The 17,869-nt window shown below is 66.0% G+C and carries 19 protein-coding genes; 8 read left to right on the plus strand and 11 right to left on the minus strand.

Going from position 1 to position 17,869, the window contains the following annotated elements; translation table 11 throughout:
- Positions 1-22: 22 nt before the first annotated feature.
- Positions 23-844 (plus strand): sulfite exporter TauE/SafE family protein, encoded by an 822-nt coding sequence (locus NL2_RS05030; protein ID WP_084355883.1) that lies wholly within the window; start codon positions 23-25, stop codon positions 842-844.
- A gap of 42 nt (positions 845-886) precedes the next feature.
- On the plus strand, positions 887-2,077 hold the full coding sequence (locus tag NL2_RS05035) for an aminotransferase class I/II-fold pyridoxal phosphate-dependent enzyme (protein WP_068072473.1): 1,191 nt from the start codon (positions 887-889) through the stop codon (positions 2,075-2,077).
- A gap of 70 nt (positions 2,078-2,147) precedes the next feature.
- On the opposite strand, the gene NL2_RS20655 is transcribed toward NL2_RS05035, so the two are convergent.
- The gene (locus NL2_RS20655) at positions 2,148-2,297 is read right to left on the minus strand and encodes an SDR family NAD(P)-dependent oxidoreductase (RefSeq protein ID WP_245647574.1); all 150 of its coding nucleotides are present in this window, start codon (positions 2,295-2,297) and stop codon (positions 2,148-2,150) included.
- Between the two features lie 16 nt (positions 2,298-2,313).
- On the opposite strand from NL2_RS20655, the gene NL2_RS21595 reads away from it, so the two are divergent.
- From NL2_RS21595 to NL2_RS05055, 4 genes are all read left to right on the plus strand, one after another.
- A complete protein-coding gene (locus NL2_RS21595) occupies positions 2,314-2,595 on the plus strand; it encodes a 4-hydroxy-2-oxovalerate aldolase family protein (RefSeq protein ID WP_084355885.1) in 282 nt (93 codons plus the stop codon).
- Positions 2,596-2,800: 205 nt separating this feature from the next.
- Positions 2,801-4,636: a methyl-accepting chemotaxis protein gene (locus tag NL2_RS05045; RefSeq protein WP_068072479.1), complete on the plus strand. Its 1,836-nt coding sequence runs from the start codon at positions 2,801-2,803 to the stop codon at positions 4,634-4,636.
- A gap of 73 nt (positions 4,637-4,709) precedes the next feature.
- Positions 4,710-5,465: an N-acyl homoserine lactonase family protein gene (locus NL2_RS05050; protein ID WP_068072482.1), complete on the plus strand. Its 756-nt coding sequence runs from the start codon at positions 4,710-4,712 to the stop codon at positions 5,463-5,465.
- 110 nt (positions 5,466-5,575) lie between these two features.
- Positions 5,576-6,829: a hypothetical protein gene (locus NL2_RS05055; protein WP_245647575.1), complete on the plus strand. Its 1,254-nt coding sequence runs from the start codon at positions 5,576-5,578 to the stop codon at positions 6,827-6,829.
- 37 nt (positions 6,830-6,866) lie between these two features.
- Here the strand turns inward: NL2_RS05055 and NL2_RS05060 are convergent, their stop codons facing one another.
- From NL2_RS05060 to NL2_RS05105, 10 genes are all read right to left on the minus strand, one after another.
- Positions 6,867-8,834 (minus strand): putative bifunctional diguanylate cyclase/phosphodiesterase, encoded by a 1,968-nt coding sequence (locus NL2_RS05060; protein ID WP_068072487.1) that lies wholly within the window; start codon positions 8,832-8,834, stop codon positions 6,867-6,869.
- 168 nt (positions 8,835-9,002) lie between these two features.
- A complete protein-coding gene (locus tag NL2_RS05065) occupies positions 9,003-9,275 on the minus strand; it encodes a hypothetical protein (protein WP_174522589.1) in 273 nt (90 codons plus the stop codon).
- Positions 9,272-9,712 (minus strand): chemotaxis protein CheW, encoded by a 441-nt coding sequence (locus tag NL2_RS05070; RefSeq protein ID WP_068072490.1) that lies wholly within the window; start codon positions 9,710-9,712, stop codon positions 9,272-9,274. Before NL2_RS05070 ends, NL2_RS05065 begins: the two co-directional genes overlap by 4 nt.
- A 22-nt stretch (positions 9,713-9,734) precedes the next feature.
- Complete coding sequence (locus NL2_RS05075; protein ID WP_084355887.1) at positions 9,735-10,106, minus strand: response regulator; 372 nt, start codon at positions 10,104-10,106, stop codon at positions 9,735-9,737.
- 19 nt (positions 10,107-10,125) lie between these two features.
- A complete protein-coding gene (locus tag NL2_RS05080) occupies positions 10,126-10,680 on the minus strand; it encodes a chemotaxis protein CheD (protein WP_068072493.1) in 555 nt (184 codons plus the stop codon).
- A gap of 5 nt (positions 10,681-10,685) precedes the next feature.
- A complete protein-coding gene (locus NL2_RS05085; RefSeq protein WP_068072496.1) occupies positions 10,686-11,711 on the minus strand; it encodes a protein-glutamate methylesterase/protein-glutamine glutaminase in 1,026 nt (341 codons plus the stop codon).
- Positions 11,708-12,577: a CheR family methyltransferase gene (locus NL2_RS05090; RefSeq protein WP_068072504.1), complete on the minus strand. Its 870-nt coding sequence runs from the start codon at positions 12,575-12,577 to the stop codon at positions 11,708-11,710. The genes NL2_RS05085 and NL2_RS05090 overlap by 4 nt, the downstream gene beginning before the upstream one ends.
- Complete coding sequence (locus NL2_RS05095; RefSeq protein ID WP_068072507.1) at positions 12,574-14,715, minus strand: chemotaxis protein CheA; 2,142 nt, start codon at positions 14,713-14,715, stop codon at positions 12,574-12,576. The genes NL2_RS05090 and NL2_RS05095 overlap by 4 nt, the downstream gene beginning before the upstream one ends.
- Positions 14,712-14,972: an STAS domain-containing protein gene (locus NL2_RS05100; RefSeq protein WP_068072510.1), complete on the minus strand. Its 261-nt coding sequence runs from the start codon at positions 14,970-14,972 to the stop codon at positions 14,712-14,714. The genes NL2_RS05095 and NL2_RS05100 overlap by 4 nt, the downstream gene beginning before the upstream one ends.
- A 26-nt stretch (positions 14,973-14,998) precedes the next feature.
- Complete coding sequence (locus tag NL2_RS05105) at positions 14,999-15,499, minus strand: methyl-accepting chemotaxis protein (RefSeq protein ID WP_068072513.1); 501 nt, start codon at positions 15,497-15,499, stop codon at positions 14,999-15,001.
- Here NL2_RS05105 and NL2_RS05110 point away from each other — a divergent pair.
- The gene (locus NL2_RS05110) at positions 15,489-16,286 is read left to right on the plus strand and encodes a chemotaxis protein CheB (RefSeq protein WP_068072516.1); all 798 of its coding nucleotides are present in this window, start codon (positions 15,489-15,491) and stop codon (positions 16,284-16,286) included. The two genes, NL2_RS05105 and NL2_RS05110, sit on opposite strands and share 11 nt — an antisense overlap.
- A 56-nt stretch (positions 16,287-16,342) precedes the next feature.
- A complete protein-coding gene (locus tag NL2_RS05115) occupies positions 16,343-17,500 on the plus strand; it encodes an acyl-CoA dehydrogenase family protein (protein WP_068072519.1) in 1,158 nt (385 codons plus the stop codon).
- Positions 17,501-17,869 lie beyond the last annotated feature (369 nt).

The following is a 17,869-nucleotide window of genomic DNA, read 5'->3' on the forward strand; positions in this document are numbered from 1 at the left end:
ATGGGGTGCCTGCGTGTCGCAAATGGTTGCCGTCTGGCTAATTCCGCTCATTTCGCTGCTCGTCGCCGGGCTGCTCGCCGGCTTTGCTGCGGGCCTGTTCGGGATCGGCGGCGGTTTCGTGGTGGTGCCGGTGCTGCTCGCGGTGCTGCCGCTGCTGCATGGCGAACGGACCGAACTGGCGCATGTCGCGATCGGCACGTCGGCGGCCACGATCATTCTCACGTCCTTGCGATCGCTGCAGGCGCACGCGGCACGCGGCGCGGTGGATTTCGAAATTCTGCGGACCTGGGCGCCGTGGCTGATCATCGGTGACGCGTTGGGCGTGATCCTTGCGGGCCGGATCGACGGCCATGTGCTGACGATGATCTTTGCGACCGGGGTGGCGCTGATGTCGCTCAATTTCCTTGTCCCCGCGCTCGCCGAGCACAAGCTCAGCGACACGATGCCGGGGCTTGCACCCCGCATGGCGATCGCGGGCGGATTGGGGACGTTCTCCTCCTTGCTGGGGATCGGCGGCGGCACCATCGCGATCATGGTGATGACGCTGTGCGGCCGGTCGATCCATCGCTCTATCGCCACCGCCAGCGGGATCGGCGTGCTGATCGCCATTCCCAGCGCCATCGGCTTCGCGCTGCTGGGGCAAGGCCATGCCGGCCTGCCGTGGGGCAGCGTCGGCTATGTCAATCTGCCGGCCACGGCAGCGATTGCCTCGATGTCGCTGGTATCGGCACCATATGGCGTCGCGTTTGCGCACAGCCTTCCGCCGCTGCCGCTCAAGCGGATTTTCGGCGTCTATCTCGTCGTCATCTCGCTGGTGATGTTCCACCACGCGCTGACATCCTGACCGCCTGCCTGACGAAACCACCCGACCCAAGGAGTTTGTGCCATGTCCGACCCGTCGCTTGCGCCATTGCCCGACAACCTCCTGCCCGAAGCCGCCGATGACCTGCTGACGCGTGGCTACAACCGCCGCGATCTGGCGCGCATCGCGACCGTGTTCGGGGTGGGCGCGCTGGCGGCAACTGCCGGTCGGCCGGCGTGGGCCTCGGGCGGCGTGCCCGATCCTGCGCCAACGGCAAAGACCCGGATCGGGGCCAACGAATGCTGGACGGGTCCGCTCGCGCCCGGCCAACGCGCCGCGGCCGGCATGATCGCCCAATCCAACCGTTATTCCCCGCACGACGAGCGGGGCGATTTCATCAGGGCCGTGATGGCCGTGGAAGGCGTACCTTACGACCATGTTGCGCCGTGGCCGGGGTCGAGCGACCCACTCAGCCGCGCCGTGATTTCGTTTTGCTCGCCGGCCAAAGGCCTGGTGACCGCCGACCCGACGTTCGAACTTGCCGGCCGCACCGCCGAATGGGTCGGCGCGCCCGTTGCCCGCGTGCCGCTGACCCCCGATTTCCGCCATGACGTCAAGGCGATGCTGGCGGCGAACCGCGATGCCGGGCTGTACTACATCTGCACCCCCAACAACCCGACGGGGACGATCACCCCGCTCGAGGATATCGCGTGGCTGGTGCAGAACAAGCCCGCCGGAGCCAAAGTGCTGGTCGATGAGGCTTACACCCATTTCGCGGGCGTGCCGGTCGCTTCCAGCTTTGCCACGAAATACCCCGACGTGATCGTCATGCGGACGTTCTCGAAGATTTTCGGGATGGCGGGAATGCGGATGGGCTACATCATGGCCAATCCCGAGACCATCAAAACGATGATGCGGTATGACGGTGGCATGCAATCGGGCGCGCTGCCGTTGCCCAGCCTCGCGTGCGCCACCGCCAGCCTGACCGCCGCCAGCCTTATCGCCGCGCGCAGGGCGCAGATGGAGGCCGCGCGCGGTTTCACGCTCGATCACCTCAAGCGCAAGGGCCTGACCGTGGTGCCGACGCAGGCCAACATGCTGATGATCGACTGGAAGACCAAGGCGGCCAAGGACGTGCAGGCCGCGTTCCGGACGCAAAGCGTCGAGATCGGTCGTTCGTGGCCGATCTGGCCGACGGTGTCGCGAATCACGGTCGGCTCCATGGCGGACATGCAGGACTTCGTCCTGGCGCTGGACAAAGTCTGGAGCGCCTGACTTCGCGACAATTCTTCATCGGCACGGCGTGGAGCGATGCAAAGCGCCTGACGTGACCGTGCTTCGGGCGTCAGCCGTTGGTGGCAAAGCCGGGGTAGAGCGTCATGCTGGCAAAAGCGGAATCGCGCTGCAGCCCGGCATTGGCGACCACAATGTCCACGGTGCCGAAATCGGCCACGACTTGCGCGAACATCGCCTCGACCTGCGTTTCGTCGGACACGTCGGCCTTGTAGGCCTTGGCCCGGACGCCAAGCGCGGCGATCTGCGCGACCAGCGGCGTCGATCAGCGCCAGCGTTACCGCGTGAAGCGCCAGATCCCACGCCGCGAACCACGGATATTCCAGCAATCGGGCATGGCCAGAATATCCCCGCCGCGCACCGGATCGACCGCGCCCATCGCCAGGTGCTGCCACGCGGCCTTGCGGATGCCGGCCCGCTGCGGCCGGCGCAAGATGGTCAGCGGGCAGGAAGACATGATCGTCGACGTCGCGCTCGACATGGGTCGCGCCAACGGTTGATCGCAGCGGGAGATCGGCGTTGCCGGGCACGGGGCTGATGTCGGCGCTTGCGGAATGGTCAAGAGCCGCTGTCCATGCTCGGGATCGACACGTGCGATCGGCGATCCCGCGATCGGCCGGATCGCGCACCTACTTAGGCACCACCCAACCGAAGTTAACGTGACGGCGATAGGATCGTGGTTCCTGCGAAATGGGATGCGTTCACATGATCCGCAATCAAGTTACCATCGGATGCCGATTGCTGGTAGGGCTGGTCGTTGCTGCCATCCTGATCGTCGGCTTGGTTCTCCAGCAAGTGCGGTTTGGCGGCCCGATCTATGCCAAGCATGCGCTGCAGAATGAATTGCAGGCCGATATCCTGCCGCCGCCGGCGTTCGTGGTGGAGCCGTACCTGCACACCTCGCTGCTGCTGGCCGGGCTGGAAACCCCCGATGTCGGCAAAGCCGCGCTCGCTTCGGAGTATCGCGATTTCACCGCGCGCAAGGCCTACTGGGCCACCGCGCCGCTGCCCGACGAGCTGCACCGCAAGACCATGAGCACGCTGGCCACGGCGCAGCGGTTCTGGGACATCGTGGAGGATCGCTTCCTCCCCGCGCTGGCTGCGGGCGATACGACGGCGATGCACCGCATTCACGCCGGCGAACTGTTTCCGGTCTATCTGTCGCAGCACGAAGGCATTGCCGCGCTGGTGACGGCGTCGAACGCCTACAACGACACCGAAACCGCCTCGGACAGCCGGATGGTGGGACTGCTGCTGGCGCTGGTCGGCGTGATCGCTGCGGTGCTGATCGTGTCGGTCTGGCGCGCGGGCATCCTGATCGGTCGCCGCGTGCTCGAACCGCTGGGTGAGACGGCGTTGGGAATGCGGGCGCTGGCCACCGGCGATTATGACCTGACTGTCCCGGGGACGGGGCGCAAGGACGAAGTCGGGATCATGGCGGATGCCATGGAGGTGTTCCGCACCAACGGGATCGCCAAGCTGCGCGCCGAAACCGATCAGCGCGAAGTCGTGGGCAAGCTGACCGTCGGGCTCGACAAGCTGGCCGCCAAGGACCTCGAATATCGCATCGAAACCGAATTCCCCGCCGGCTACGAAGGCTTGCGCGGCAACTACAACGAAGCGGTCGACAATCTGGCGCAGGCCATGGGCACGGTCCGCGTCGGCGCATCCAGTGTCATGGGCAGCATTTCCGAAATCCGCGCTGCCGCCGATGATCTGGCCTCGCGCAACGAACTGCAGGCGGCCAATCTGGAGGAAACTTCCGCCGCGATGAACCAGGTCACCAGCAGCGTCCAGCAAACCGCCGCCAACGCCGCCGCCGTGCAGCATTCGATCGCGCAGGCGCACGAACAGGCCAATGCCGGCGGGCAGGTGGTGCAGGAAGCGATCGAAGCCATGGCGGCGATCGAAAGCAGCGCAAAGCAGATCACCCAGGTCATCGACATGATCGACGGCATTGCCTTCCAGACCAATCTTCTGGCGCTGAACGCGGGCGTCGAAGCGGCGCGCGCCGGCGAGGCGGGCAAGGGGTTTGCGGTCGTCGCCAACGAAGTGCGCGGGCTGGCGCAGCGTTCCGCCGAGGCAGCGCGCGACATCAAGGCGCTGATCGGCAACAGCTCCGAGCAGGTCAAATGCGGGGTCAAGCTCGTCGGCGAAACCGGATCGCGGTTGCACGGCATCGTCGCGCAAGTGGCCGAAAGCAACGCCATGATCGCCGAGATCGCGCAAGCTGCGGTCAGCCAGGCCGCCAACCTGCTGCAGGTGAACAAGGCGGTCGGCGACATGGACCGGATGACCCAGCAGAATGCCGCGATGGTCGAACAGTCCAGCGCCGCCACCCGCGCGCTGGCGGACGAGGCGGTCGGGCTGACCGAGCTCGTTTCGGCCTTCCGCACCCGCGATCGCAACAAGCGCAAGGAGCATTTGTCCGGCGCCGGCCAATGGCGGCGGTCATCCTCGGTCGACAGCGGACGGACGATGTTGGCGTTCGGCGACGGCGAGGCCGCCCCTGGTTCGGCGGCCGAGCACGCGTTCGACTGACACGGCCACGCCATCCATGGACGATGGCGTTTGATGGTTTGCAAAGTGCGGAACGCGCCGTAGCTTTGCCCGCATGACCGATACCTTGCGGCTTTATGCGTTCAATTGCGGCTGGTTCCAGTGCCGTCCCGGCTATTTCGTCGAAGGTGACGAGGGCGATCACTTGCGCGGCCCGGTGCCGTCGTACCTGATCGACCATCCCGGCGGCCGCGCGGTGTTCGATACCGGCATGGGCGTGCGCTATCGCCGCGCGCTGGCCGATGCGCTGCCGGCCGACAAGTTCGGCCTGCAATGGTTCGAAGGCATGGACATCGCCACGCGGCTGAAGGCGATCGACGTCGATCCGGCGAGCATCGACTGGATCGTCAATTCACACCTCCATATCGACCATTGCGGGGGCAACGCGCACTTGCCCAACGCGACCGTGATCGTGCAGCGCCGCGAGCTGGATTTCGCGCGCGAACGGGCCGAGCCGGGCCTGTACGAAGCGATCGACTATGACACCGGGCAGCCCCTGCGGCCGATCGACGGAGAGCTCGACCTGTTCGGCGACGGATCGGTGCGTATCGTCCCGACTTACGGTCACACCGCAGGGCACCAGAGCATGATCGTGCGCCTGCCGAAAGGCGACGTCATGCTCGCCGCCGACTGCTGCTACACCGAGCGCAATCTCGATGCGATGGTGCTGCCCAAGGCCATGGCCGACATCGAGCAGGGCATGCGCACGTTCGAACGGCTGGCCGCAGCCCGCGCCGGTGGCACGCGCATCCTGTTCGGTCACGATGGCAAGCAATGGGCATCGGTGCGCGAAGGGGTGGCGTTCGATTAGGGCGCGGAGATGCGAACCGGCATGCCGTTTGTCGCATCGCTTTGATTTGAGTCACATCCGTTCGGCTGGCCCGCGGTACAAGGTCGCCGGATGCAAAGGGATGAACGACCATGAGCAAGCCTTTCACACCGCGCGGGCCTTTGATGATTGCGGGCCTGGTCCTGGCCGCGACCGGCGGTACGTTGCTGGCGCAGGGCGCGGGCACGCCGACCGCGCGGTACGAGATGCGCGCCGGAACCACATCGGGGATGGCCGGGATGGGTGGGGGCATGGGTTCTGCACTCAGCATGGCGTTCGGCGGGGGCGGCAATTCCGCGCAGCATGAACTGCATCTCGAACTGGGATCGGGCCTGGCGCCCACGGGTGGCCCGGCCAAGGCCGATCACTTCATGCCGGCGGGAGCGAAGCTGGGCAAATCGGTCGCGCTGAAGACCCCGGTCGCAGGGCCCGCCACCCCGTCGCGCCCCGGCGAGCGTGAATTCCAGCGACCCAAGGGACGCATGCTGATCTTCTGGGGCTGCGGCGAACATGCGCCCAAGGGCCAGCCGGTGGTCATCGACTTCGCCAAGATCGCTGCGGGACAGGTGCCGCCGGGGCTCTATTCCACCACCGTGCCGGTCGACAATTACGTCACCGCCGCCAACAGCCGCACGTATGGCCGCTGGCCGGCCGACGACGGCAAGTCGGCCCGGCCCGACAGTTCGCTGATCGGCGCGCATCGCGTGGCGGGCAATTATTCTCCCGACATCGCGTTCAGCCTGAGCAAGGATTTCATGGCGGCCTTGCGCGCCAGTTCGACCGGCCAGTCCAGCGGCGCCACGCTGCTGAGCTGGAACGCCGTGCCCGATGCCACCGGCTACCACGCCAGCATCATCGGCGGCAAAGGCGGTGCGGGCGGGCAGATGAACGATATCGTCTGGTGGTCGTCCAGCGCGACGCGCGAATTCGGCGGCGGATTGTCCGACTGGCTGTCGCCCGCCACCGTCGCGCGGCTGGTGGCCAGCCGCACCGTGCTGTCGCCGCAGACGACCACCTGCACGGTGCCCGCAGAAGTGAAGCAGGCCGCGCCCGACTTCATGTTCGGTTCGCTGTACGCGTTCGGGCCGGAAGAGGACTTCGCGTTTCCGCCGCGCCCGGCCAGCGCCCGCACGCCGTGGAACCCGCAATGGACCGCGCGCATCCGCCATCGCTCGATGACCGGCTTCCTGGTCGGGATGGAAGGGATGGGCATGCAGGGCGCGCAGCCGCAACAGCAGAACCAGTGCAAGCCGAAGAAGCGCGGACTGGGCGGGCTTGGTGGTGCGCTGGGCGGCGCATTGGGCGGCGCGCTGGGCGGATCGGGCAACAGCGGTGACGGCTGCTGAAGCCGGTCACCGCGTCGGCGGCGTTTCGCCGTCCTTGTCAGCCGGCCAGGCGGCGCGGAGCTTTGCGTTGGCCCACGTTGCTCGATCGATAGGCCGCGACGAAGTCGGCGATCGGCATCGGGCGGCCGAACAGGTAGCCTTGCAGCTTGTGGCATCCGGCGGCGCGCAAAAGGTCGGCCTGCTCTTCGGTTTCGACCCCTTCGGCAATCACGCGCATGTCCAGCCCGCAGGCCAGGTTGATCGCGCCGGTGACCAGCAGCGAGGACTTGCTGCCGGGATGCAGTCCGGACAGCAGCGACTTGTCGATCTTGATGTGGCTGAAGCCATAGGACTGCAGGTAGTGGATGCTGGTGAAACCGGTGCCGAAATCGTCGAGCGCAATCGACATGCCCATTGCCTTGAACGCCTCGATCGCGCGGACCGCGCGTTCGGGGTGGGCGAGCAGGTAGCCTTCGGTGATTTCGAACTGCAGCCGCTCGGGCGGAAAGCGCGTCTGCTCGAGCACGTGGGCGACCTGCCGTTCGAAGCCGGGATCGCGAAACTGCGCGGGTGACACGTTCACGCTCAGCTTTACATCGCCCAGCGGTTTGATGTTGCGGCAGGCGCGTTCGAGCACGAACAGGCCAAGCGGAAGGATCTGGCCGGTCGCCTCGGCAATGTCGATGAACTGCTGCGGATCGAGCGGGCCGTCGGGCCGGTGCGGCCAGCGGATCAGGGCTTCGGTGGCGACGATCTTGCCGCCAATCGCTTCGACCACGGGCTGATAGAACACTTCGAACTCGTTGTTCGCAAGGCCTTTTCCGATCTCGTGCTCGATCGCCATGCGGCGCAGCCGGCCTTGGTCGAACGCGGTGTCATAGACCGCGATTTCGCCTTTGCCGTGCATCTTGACATGATACATCGCGGTGTCGGCCCGGCGCAGCAGTTCGTGCGCGCGCAGCGGGCCGTCGGCATTGCCGGCGATGCCGATGCTGGCGCCAACTTGCAGGACGTGCCGGTCCACCAGCACCGGCAGGCAGATTTCCTCGTTGATCTGCTGCGCCAGCAAGGTCGCTTCGGCAGTGGCGCCGGGAGCCTCGATCAGGACGGCGAATTCATCGCCGCCGACCCGCGCCAATGTCGCGTAGCGCGGACAGATTCCACGCAAGCGCACGCTGAGGCTGCGGATCAGCGTGTCGCCGGCCTGGTGTCCGTGCGCGTCGTTGATATCCTTGAACCCGTCGAGGTCGATGAATACCACCGCCAGGCTATCGGCAGCGGCGCCCGGATCCTGCTCCAGCCGGTCGAGGCGGGACAGCAGCTCGCGCCGGTTGGGCAGACCGCTCAGCGCGTCGGTCAGCGCGATGCGGCGGTTTTCCTCGCTGAGCTTTTCGGTTTCGACCTGGCGGTTGTGCAGATCGCGCTGCGACATGATGAGCTGCGAGAAGTCGAGGTTGTAGCGATAGGTCACCACCATCATGCCAAGGCCAACGCAACACAGCACCATCGCCTCGACCAGCATGCGCCCGCGATCGACCCCGGCGAAGAAGATCACGAAGATCAGCGTGCTGGTCGCGGCCACGCGCATCGCAGCGGCGCGCATCGTCATCAGGCAGAAGACCGTGCTGACTTGCGTGAGCGCGAGGAAAAACGAGAGGTGGCCGCGGGCATAGGCATCGCCGTTCCCGTAGACCCACATGCACCAGCTCTGGAATGCCAGCGTCATCAGCACCGCCACCGTGCAGGTGCGCCTGATGTGCGTGGCGATCTCCGCATCGGTGAAGCTGGCGCCATCCTGGCGCCGCCACCACAGCGCGCGCGCCAGCGCCATCGCGCACATCAGGATCGGGGAGCAGAAGGTCTTGAACAGATGGTCGGGTCGGAAGAAGTCGACCATGATCGCCACGCAGTTGCAGATCAGGATCAGGTAAAGCAGCGGCATCTGTTTGGAGAACGAACGGAACTGCGCGCGGGCCAGTTCGCTGTCTTCGGCGTCGAGCCTGAAAAGAGAGGCGATGCCACGCAAGGTCGTTGGTTTTCCCAGCAGCGCTCGTATCCGGGCGGTCGAGCATGGGCAATGGACCGAACTGTTCGAAGATGGCGTATGGCGGGCGCTGGTAGAGTTGCTTAGCGTTTTCGGTAGGGCGGGGCGGTGCCGAACCGACGACGGCCGGACAACGCCAGTCCGCCGCCGTCAATCCGGGTTGAGGAGCGATCCCAGCCGCACTTTCAGTTCGTCCAGACCGAGCGCGGCCTTGGCAGTTGTCGGGCATTCGGCGCGCAGCAGGGCGGCAAGGCCGCGCTGTTTCTGGGCGATGAGGTCGAACGCCTGCAGCGCGTGCATGTGGTTGACCGCCACGGCGGGATCGCAGCACAGCGAGACGCCCAGCTGCTCGACTTCGTTGCCGAGCTCGCCGAGAACCTCGGCAATGGCGGCAAGGTCAACAAAGACCGGCAGCGCGCTCACGCAGCTTCCGGTACTTGATCGTCTGCGTTGAGCCGGTCCAGGTCGAGGATCATCACCATCTGCTCGTCGATGGCGGCCAGGCCTTCGATGAACGGCACGATGCCGTCGTTCGACGTGGCCGGCGGCGCCTGCAATGCTTCGTCGGGCAGCGTGATGATATCGCTCACCGAATCCACGATCAGCCCGCGCGCCTGTCCGGCCACTTGCGTGACGATGATCGCATGGCGCGGCGTCGCCTCGGTGCCCTGCCAGCCCAGCCGCGCGGCCAGATCGATCACCGGCAGCACGGTGCCGCGCAAGTTGACGACGCCCGCTACGTAGTGCGGCACGCGCGGCAGCTTGGTCGTCGGTGTCCAGGCGCGGATTTCGCGGATGGCCATGATGTCGAGCCCGAACAGCTGTCCGCCGACTTCGAACGTGATGAATTCGCGTTGCATCTGACTTGTCTCCTTTTCTGGATCAATGGGTTACGCGGCGAACGGCGGTGGCGAGCTTTTCCGGATCGAACGGCTTCACGATCCAGCCGGTGGCACCGGCATTGCGCGCGCGCTGTTTCTTCTCGTCCGAACTTTCGGTGGTGAGCACCAGGATCGGCCGGTCCTGATGGCGGTCGCCGGCGCGCAACCGCTCGATCAGGCCGAAGCCATCCAGCCGGGGCATGTTGATATCGGTGATGACGACATCGACTTCGTTCAACGCCAGCCATTCGAGCGCCGCCACGCCGTCGTCGGCCTGTGCGACCTCGAAGCCGCTGGACGTCAGGGCATGCAGCAGCAGCGCGCGCATGCTGGCGCTGTCATCGACCGTGAGGATGCGTGTTGTCTTGTTCATGGGAGGAGTCTCGCTTTCATCAGAACAGTTCGACATCGCCGGACCTGCGGTCGGTGCGGCTGGCGGGTTTGAGGTCGGGTGCCAGCGTGCTTTCGACGGTACGGCAACGTACCTGGCCGGTGGCGGGGCGGAAATCGACGCGGCGGGCGCATGTGCCGCCCAGGTCCTCGCGCAATAACGGGATGTGCTCCCGGTCGAGGAACGTCCGGGCAAACGCGGCATTGGCGGTGCCGATCGGCGCCATGCCTGCACGCAAGTTGGCGCCGCCATAAAGATGCGCGCGGATGCGCTGCTTGATCGCGCCCCGGCTGAGCATCTCGTTGATCAGCAGTTCCATGAGGTAAACGCCGTAATGCACATCGACCTGGCCGGGGGTGTGGTTCGCGGGTGGTTCGGCCAGCAGGAAATGGTTCATGCCGCCGATCTGCGCGACCGAGTCGAACAGGCAGGACGACACGCAGCTGCCCAGCACGGTGCCGAACTCGACGTTGGTATCGCCGCTGACGCAGATTTGCCCCTGCAACACGGTGATGCGCTTCATGCCGGTGGCGGATGGAAGAGGTTGATGGAGCATGGTGGTTATGCTGCGCGTTTCAAAGCGTGGTGGGCGATGCGCGAAATCGGCGCGACGATGCCGGCGGCACCGAGCGAAATCGCAGCGCGCGGCATGCCGAACACGGTGCAGGTGGCCTCGTCCTGCGCGATCGTTTGGGCACCGGCCTGCGACATGGCCAGCAGGCCTCTCGCTCCGTCGCTGCCCATGCCGGTTAGCAGGATGCCGACCGCGCCGGCACCGACATTGTCGGCCACCGACTGGAACAGCGCATCGACACTGGGAAGGTGTCCGCACAAAGGCTCGCCGGGGCGCAGCCGGGCGTAATGGCTGTTCGACCCGCCCACCGTGAGATGGCGGTCGCCGCCGGGGGCAAGATAGATGTTGCCCTGTTTCAGCGGCATGTCCGCCTCGGCCAGTTGCACTTTGGCCGGACTGGCAAGGTCCAGCGTGTTGGCAATGGCGGCGGCAAAGCGGGGATTGACGTGCTGGACGATGACCGTGGGCGGGCAGTCTTCGGGAAAGCCGGTCAGCAGGGTCTGCAAGGCCTCGACCCCGCCGGTCGAGGATCCGATGGCGATCAACGCGGTGTTGGTCTGCGCCGCCGGCCTGCCGTCGCGCCCTGTCACGGGCGACACCGGCCAGCGGTTGTTGAACCGGACCTGGGCGGCCTGTCGGATGAGATTGGCCAGTTTGCCATCGTCGTCGATCGGAAGCGTGCCCGAACGATCGGATTTGGCGTAGCAATCGACCGCACCCAGCGCGAGCGCCCGGGCGGTGGCGTCCGCGCCCTTCTGGGTCGAGCCGGAAATGATGATCACCGGGGTGGGTCGCAAGGTCATGATCTTCTCGAGGAAATCGAGCCCGTTCATGCCCGGCATTTCGATGTCGAGCGTGACCACGTCCGGGTTGAACTGCTTGATCAGCTCGCGGCCCTCGACGGCGTTACCCGCCGTGCCGATCACGGAAATGTCGGGTTCGCCGGACATGCGCGACATCAGGATCGCGCGCATGGTCGGGGAATCGTCGATGATGAGCACGCGAATGGTCATGACATTCTCTTGCGATAGATGGTGGGGCCGACCGGTTCGAGCACGCGCGCGGCGGGGCCGGTCACGCGCTCGCTGTGACCGATGAACAAGTGCGATCCGGGGAACAGCATGTCGGCGAACCGCGCGACCAGCCGCTCCTTGGTTTCGTTGTCGAAATAGATCATCACGTTGCGGCAGAAGATGGCATCGAACTTGCCGTGCATCGGCCAGTCGTGCAGCAGGTTGAGGCTGCGAAACCGCACGAGCGAGCGGGCGACCTCACCGATGGCCGTCGTGTTGCCTTCGGTTTGCGTCCAGTGGCGGACGAAGTCGGACGGCATCGGCTGCAGGTCCTTGGCCTCATACTGCGCGGCCTTGGCTTTGGTCAGGGCATGCGGCGCCAGATCAGTGGCCAGCACCCGGATGTCGCCGCGCGCGATGCGGGCGCCTTCCGATTTGTCCGCACCCAGCAGCGCCATCACCAGCGACCAGGTTTCCTCGCCGCTCGAACAGCCGGCAGACCAGAGGCGCGCAGGCCGGCCCGCCGCCAGCTTTTTCACGATCGACGGACGGACCTCTTGGTCGAAGAAATCGAAGTGATGCGCCTCGCGATAGAAGAAGGTGTGATTGGTGGTCAGCGCGGCAACGGCGCGCGCCTGCTGTTCCGGATCGCGGCGGATGAGCGCGACATAGTTGCCGAACGTGCCGCAGCCGCTCTCACGCACCAGCGGTGCGATGCGCGAATAGACCAGCATCGCCTTGCCCTTGGGCAGGACGTTGCCCGACCCGGCATAGACGATCTCCGCGATCGCGTGGAAATCGGCCTCGCCATATACGTCGGGACTGATCCCGGGTATCGGCTGGCTCAAGGCAGCGCCCAGGTTCACGCTGCCTTCCTGTCCGGATGGGCCAGTGCGCCTGCCACCAGGCCGTCGACATCGAGGATGAGCGCGACTTGCCCGTCGCCCAGGATCGTTGCGCCGGCAATGCCCTCCACCGCGCGGTAATGCGTATCGAGGCTCTTGATCACGAACTGGCGCTGATCGCAGATATCGTCGACCAGCAGCGCGGCCTGACCGGCGACTTCGGTATCGACCACGATCAGGACGCCCGCTTCGGCATTGGCCAGGCTCCTGGCCGCACCGATCGCCTGATAGACCGGCAGCACCGGAATGAACTTGCCCCGCACGTTGAGCAGCTGCTGGTTGGTGCCGAGGCCCTGGATGTCGCCCGGCTTGGGCCGCAGGCTTTCCACGACATGGGTCAGCGGGACGATCAGCGTCTGGTCGCCGACGTTGACGATCATGCCGTCCGATATCGCCAGCGTCAGCGGCAGGGTGAGGGTGAAGCTGGTGCCCTTGCCGTGTTCGGATTCGATGGTGATGCGCCCGCCCAGCTCTTTCACGTTCTGGCGGACCACATCCATGCCCACGCCCCGGCCCGACACGCTGGTGATGCTGGCGGCGGTGGAAAATCCGGGGGCGAAGATCAGCGCGTCGATGTCTTCCTTGGACATTTGCGCGTCGGCGGCGACCAGGCCTTTCTCGACCGCCTTGGCGAACACCCGCTCGCGATCGATCCCGCGCCCGTCATCGGTGATGCGGATGAGGATCCGCCCCGAACGGTGCTCGGCGGCCAGCACCAGCGTGCCTTCGGCCGGCTTGCCTGCGGCCAGCCGCTCCTGCACGGTCTCGATGCCATGATCGACCGCGTTGCGGATGAGGTGGGTCAACGGTTCGCCCAGCCGCTCGATCACGGTCTTGTCGAGTTCGGTGGCTTCGCCGATCAGTTCGAGCTTGACCTGCTTGCCGGTCGAGGATGCCAGTTCGCGCAGGATGCGCGGCACCCGGCTGAACACCGATCCGATCGGCTGGGCGCGGATCGACATGGCGCTTTCCTGGATGTCACGCGTCAGGCCGTCGAGCAGCGCCAGTTCCTCGCTGGCGGCGATGCCTTCGCTGGCCAGCCGCTGCGCCATCATCGCTTGCGCGATCACCAGTTCTCCGACCGAATCGATCAGCCGATCGAGCTTGGGCAGGTCGATGCGGATCGACTGGACCTGCGGCTGGCCCGCTGCGGGCTTGGCCGCCTCATCGTTGGCCGGCGCTGCCGCGGTCGGGCGCACCGGCGTCAACGAGACGGACGCGGCAGCCGCCAGTTGCGCGACGGCGACAGGGGCTGGCGGTGCGGCGACCGACAGGCGCACCGCCGGAATGGTGGCATCGGCGCCGAAGGCCAGATCGCAGTCGTCGCCCACGAAATCGTAGATGTCCTGCACCGCCGCCTGATCGACCGAGCCGGGCATCAGGAACGTCCATCCGAGATAGCCCTGCTGCGGGTTCAGTTCATCGAGCAGCGGGACGGATGAGGTTTCACACGCGACGCATTCGCCGCCCAGCGCTTCGACTTCGCGCAGCAGCAGCAGCGGTTCGCCGCCGTTGCCCATCGCGCCGGCGTGGGGGCGGATATGGACTTTCCATGACGGGCTCGGAGCCGGCGCTGCCGGTTCGGCGGCATCGAAATCGCCGACGATCGAGTCGAGCATCGAATCGAGATCGAAATCCAGATCCGATGAAGCGGCTGCCGTCTCGGGCTGTGCCGGTGCCGTCGCCACTTCAGCCACGGGTTCGGCGGCCGATGCCGCACCATCGCCCGTCTGCGCGGCGGTCATCTCGGCGATCAGCCCGGCATCTTCGGGCGGCGTCGAATTGTCCCGCGCGGAAGCGACATGATCGGTCAGCGTATCCAGCGCGCGCAGCAACACGTCGACCAGCGGTTCGCTCACCGCCAAGATGCCATCGCGCACGTCGGACAGCAGCGTCTCGAACGTGTGGGTATAGGCCTGCAATGCGGTGTAGCCGAAGGCACCTGCGCCACCCTTGATCGAATGCACGGCGCGGAAGATGGCGTTGACGGTGTCGGCGTCCTGCGTGCCGTCCTTGCAGGCGGCCAGGCCCGCTTCGGCGGCGACGAGCGACTCTTCGCATTCGACGAAGAAGATCGCCTGGATTTCTTCGCTGGTCATGACTGTACCTCATCGAACAATTCGGCTGACAGGCCGGTCATCCGGCAGGCTTCGGCAAGCGCCGGCGACGGCAGGATGGTGGCGCCTCCGGCGGTGCGCCGCGCGCTGACCAGCAGTTGCAGCATGGCTTGGCCGATCTGCTCGACCTGGCTGCCGTCGACCCTGATCTCTGCCGTGCCTTGCGCTGCCATCAGTTCGGGCAACAGGGCACAGGCGGCAGCGCGATCGCAGCGCGCGGGAAGCGTGATTGCCGTCATAAATTCCTCCAACCTTCCATCGGGGCTCAGAATTCGGCCCAGTCCTCATCGGTCGTGGGAGCCGGCTTCAGCGCCAGATTGCTGCGCGGAGACGGCGCCGATGCCCTGGCTGGCCTGCGACGCGCGGTGCTGGCCGGAAAAGCGACCGTCACCCCGCGTTCCGCACCGGTGCGGAACTGGCCGACCAGGCCCGACAGCTCGGTGGCTTCCGTGGCCAGGCTGCGCGCCGCCGCGGTCGACTGTTCGACCATGGCCGCGTTCTGCTGGGTCATCCGGTCCATGTCGCCCACGGAACTGTTGACCTGATTCAGGCTGGTGACCTGGCTTTCGGTCGCCCGTGCGATTTCGGTGATCCGCTCGCTGATCTGGCCGACGCGGGTCACGATGGTTTCGAGCACGCTGCCGGTTTCGCCGACAAGGGCGACGCCGCCCGCAACCTGCTCGGTGCTGTTGGTGATCAGCGCCTTGATATCCTTGGCGGCATCGGCGCTGCGCTGGGCCAGTGCGCGCACTTCGTTGGCGACCACGGCAAACCCCCTGACCCAAAGCGGCACCGAAACCTCGCTCAAGGCCTACGAACTGGGTGCGGTCGAGTGTTTTCCCAAGCCGCTGCGGGCGACACTCGAACAGTTCAACAAGAACGTCAGCAAGCTGGGCAAGATCGTGCTCGCGGCCGCCAACAGCAACGTCCGCGACCGGCCCCGCCACAGCGCCGCCGGCGGTGCGGAAACCCAGTTCGACTGGAACGGCCACATCATCGCGATGAGCGCGTCGATGGGCGGGATCGATGCGCTGACCGCGATCCTCAGCCACTGGCCGGTCAACTGCCCGCCCACCATCATTACCCTGCAGGCCGAGCCTGCGCTGGTCGCCACGCTGATCGCGCGGCTCGACGGGGACCTCAAATGCTCGGTGCGCGCCGTCAAGGATGGCGCGCAGCTGACGCAGGGCATCGTGCATATCGCCGCCGACCCGGAACGGCATGTCGTGCTCGAACCGGGCCAGCCGCCGCGGATCCGGCTGGTCGAGCGCGAGCCGATCGATGGCGTCCGGCCGTGCGCCAACCTGCTGTACGGCACGGTCGCCCGCGCGGGCATTCCCGCTGTCGGCGCCGTGCTGACCGGGATGGGCGAGGACGGCGCCAAAGGGCTCAAGCTGATGCGCGATGCCGGTTGCCACACCTTCACGCAGGATCGCGGCAGCGCCACCGTGGCCGAAGCCCCCGCCGCCGCGATCGCGATCGGTGCGGCCGAACAGGAACTCGCGCTTGATCCGCTGATCGCGGCCATCCTGGGCTGCTGCAGCACCAGCTAGCCAGGTCGTCCAAAAGGGGAGTCCCGTTCGCGCCGTTTCCGTCATAGAAGCCGGGGATGAACGACAGCGAAGACATTCAGGACATCCGGCGTGCGGTACAGGCGCTGTGCGGCGAATTCCCCGGCGAATACTGGCGCGCGAAAGACCGCGACAAGGCTTATCCCACCGAATTCGTGACCGCGCTGACACAGGCCGGGTTCCTCGCCGCGCTGATCCCGGTCGAGTACGGCGGTTCGGGGCTGGGGCTCGATGCGGCGGCGGCGATCATGGAGGAAATCCAGTCCTCGGGCGCCAACGGCGCTTCATGCCACGCGCAGATGTACATCATGAACACGCTGCTGCGCTATGGCAGCGAGGACCAGAAGCATTTGTACCTGCCGCGCATCGCCAGCGGCGAACTGCGCCTGCAGGCGTTCGGCGTGTCCGAACCGGCGAGTGGCACCGACACGCTGTCCTTGCGCACCGTGGCGGTCAGGGATGGCGACACTTACGTCATCAACGGCCAGAAGATCTGGACCAGCCGCGCCGAACATTCCGATCTCATGCTGCTGCTGGCGCGTACCACCCCGCGCGACCGGGTGGCGAAGAAGACCGAAGGCCTGTCGATCTTCCTGGTCGACATGCGCGCCGCGCTGGCGAACGGCATGACGATCAAACCGATCCGCACGATGATGAACCATTCGACCACCGAAGTGTTCTTCGACGACTTGCGCATTCCCGCTTCTGCGCTGGTGGGCGAGAAGGGCAGGGGCTTTCGCTACGTGCTGTCGGGCATGAACGCCGAACGCATCCTGATCGCGGCCGAATGCATCGGCGATGCCAAATGGTTCATCCGCAAGGCCACCGATTATGCCGGGCAGCGCGAAGTGTTCGGCCGCGCGATCGGCCAGAACCAAGGCGTGCAGTTCCCGATCGCGCGCTGTTATGCGCAGATGCGCGCGGCCGAACTGATGGTCCACCACGCCGCCCGAGCCTATGATCAGGGGGGCAACCCCGGCGAAGAGGCGAACATGGCCAAGCTGCTCGCCAGCGAGGCCAGCTGGGCCGCCGCCGACATGTGCGTGCAGACCCACGGCGGCTTCGGCTTTGCCGAGGAATACGACGTCGAACGCAAGTTCCGCGAGGCCCGGCTCTACATCGTCGCGCCGATCAGCACGAACCTGATCCTGAGCTACATCGCCGAACACGTGCTGGGCCTGCCGCGCAGCTATTGAATGGTGAAGTCGCTGCGCTTTACGCGGTGCCGTCACCGGTCGGCAGGTCGATGCTGCATTGGTGTCGGCTAGAGGATTCGAATCCGTGGCCCCTGATTACAAACATTGCATTGCGGCAGGAGCCGTCGAAGCGGGTCCGTTGTTGATGCGTAAGCTGATTACCATACACAGCATCACGAGCATTCTGTAGTCCGTTCGAGCGGAAGATGCTAGTTCATGGTGACAGGCCATGAACCGCACCGGGATCGCCGGAGGCCATTTGGTTTAAGTTACGCGGCCATGGGGACGTCGTCCAGCACGGCATAGTATCGTTGCTCGGCTTCTGCGGGTGGGATGTTGCCGATTGGCTCCATCAACCGGCGGTGGTTG

Origin of the sequence: Novosphingobium lentum NBRC 107847 (genome assembly GCF_001590965.1) — a bacterium.
Lineage (GTDB): Bacteria > Pseudomonadota > Alphaproteobacteria > Sphingomonadales > Sphingomonadaceae > Novosphingobium > Novosphingobium lentum.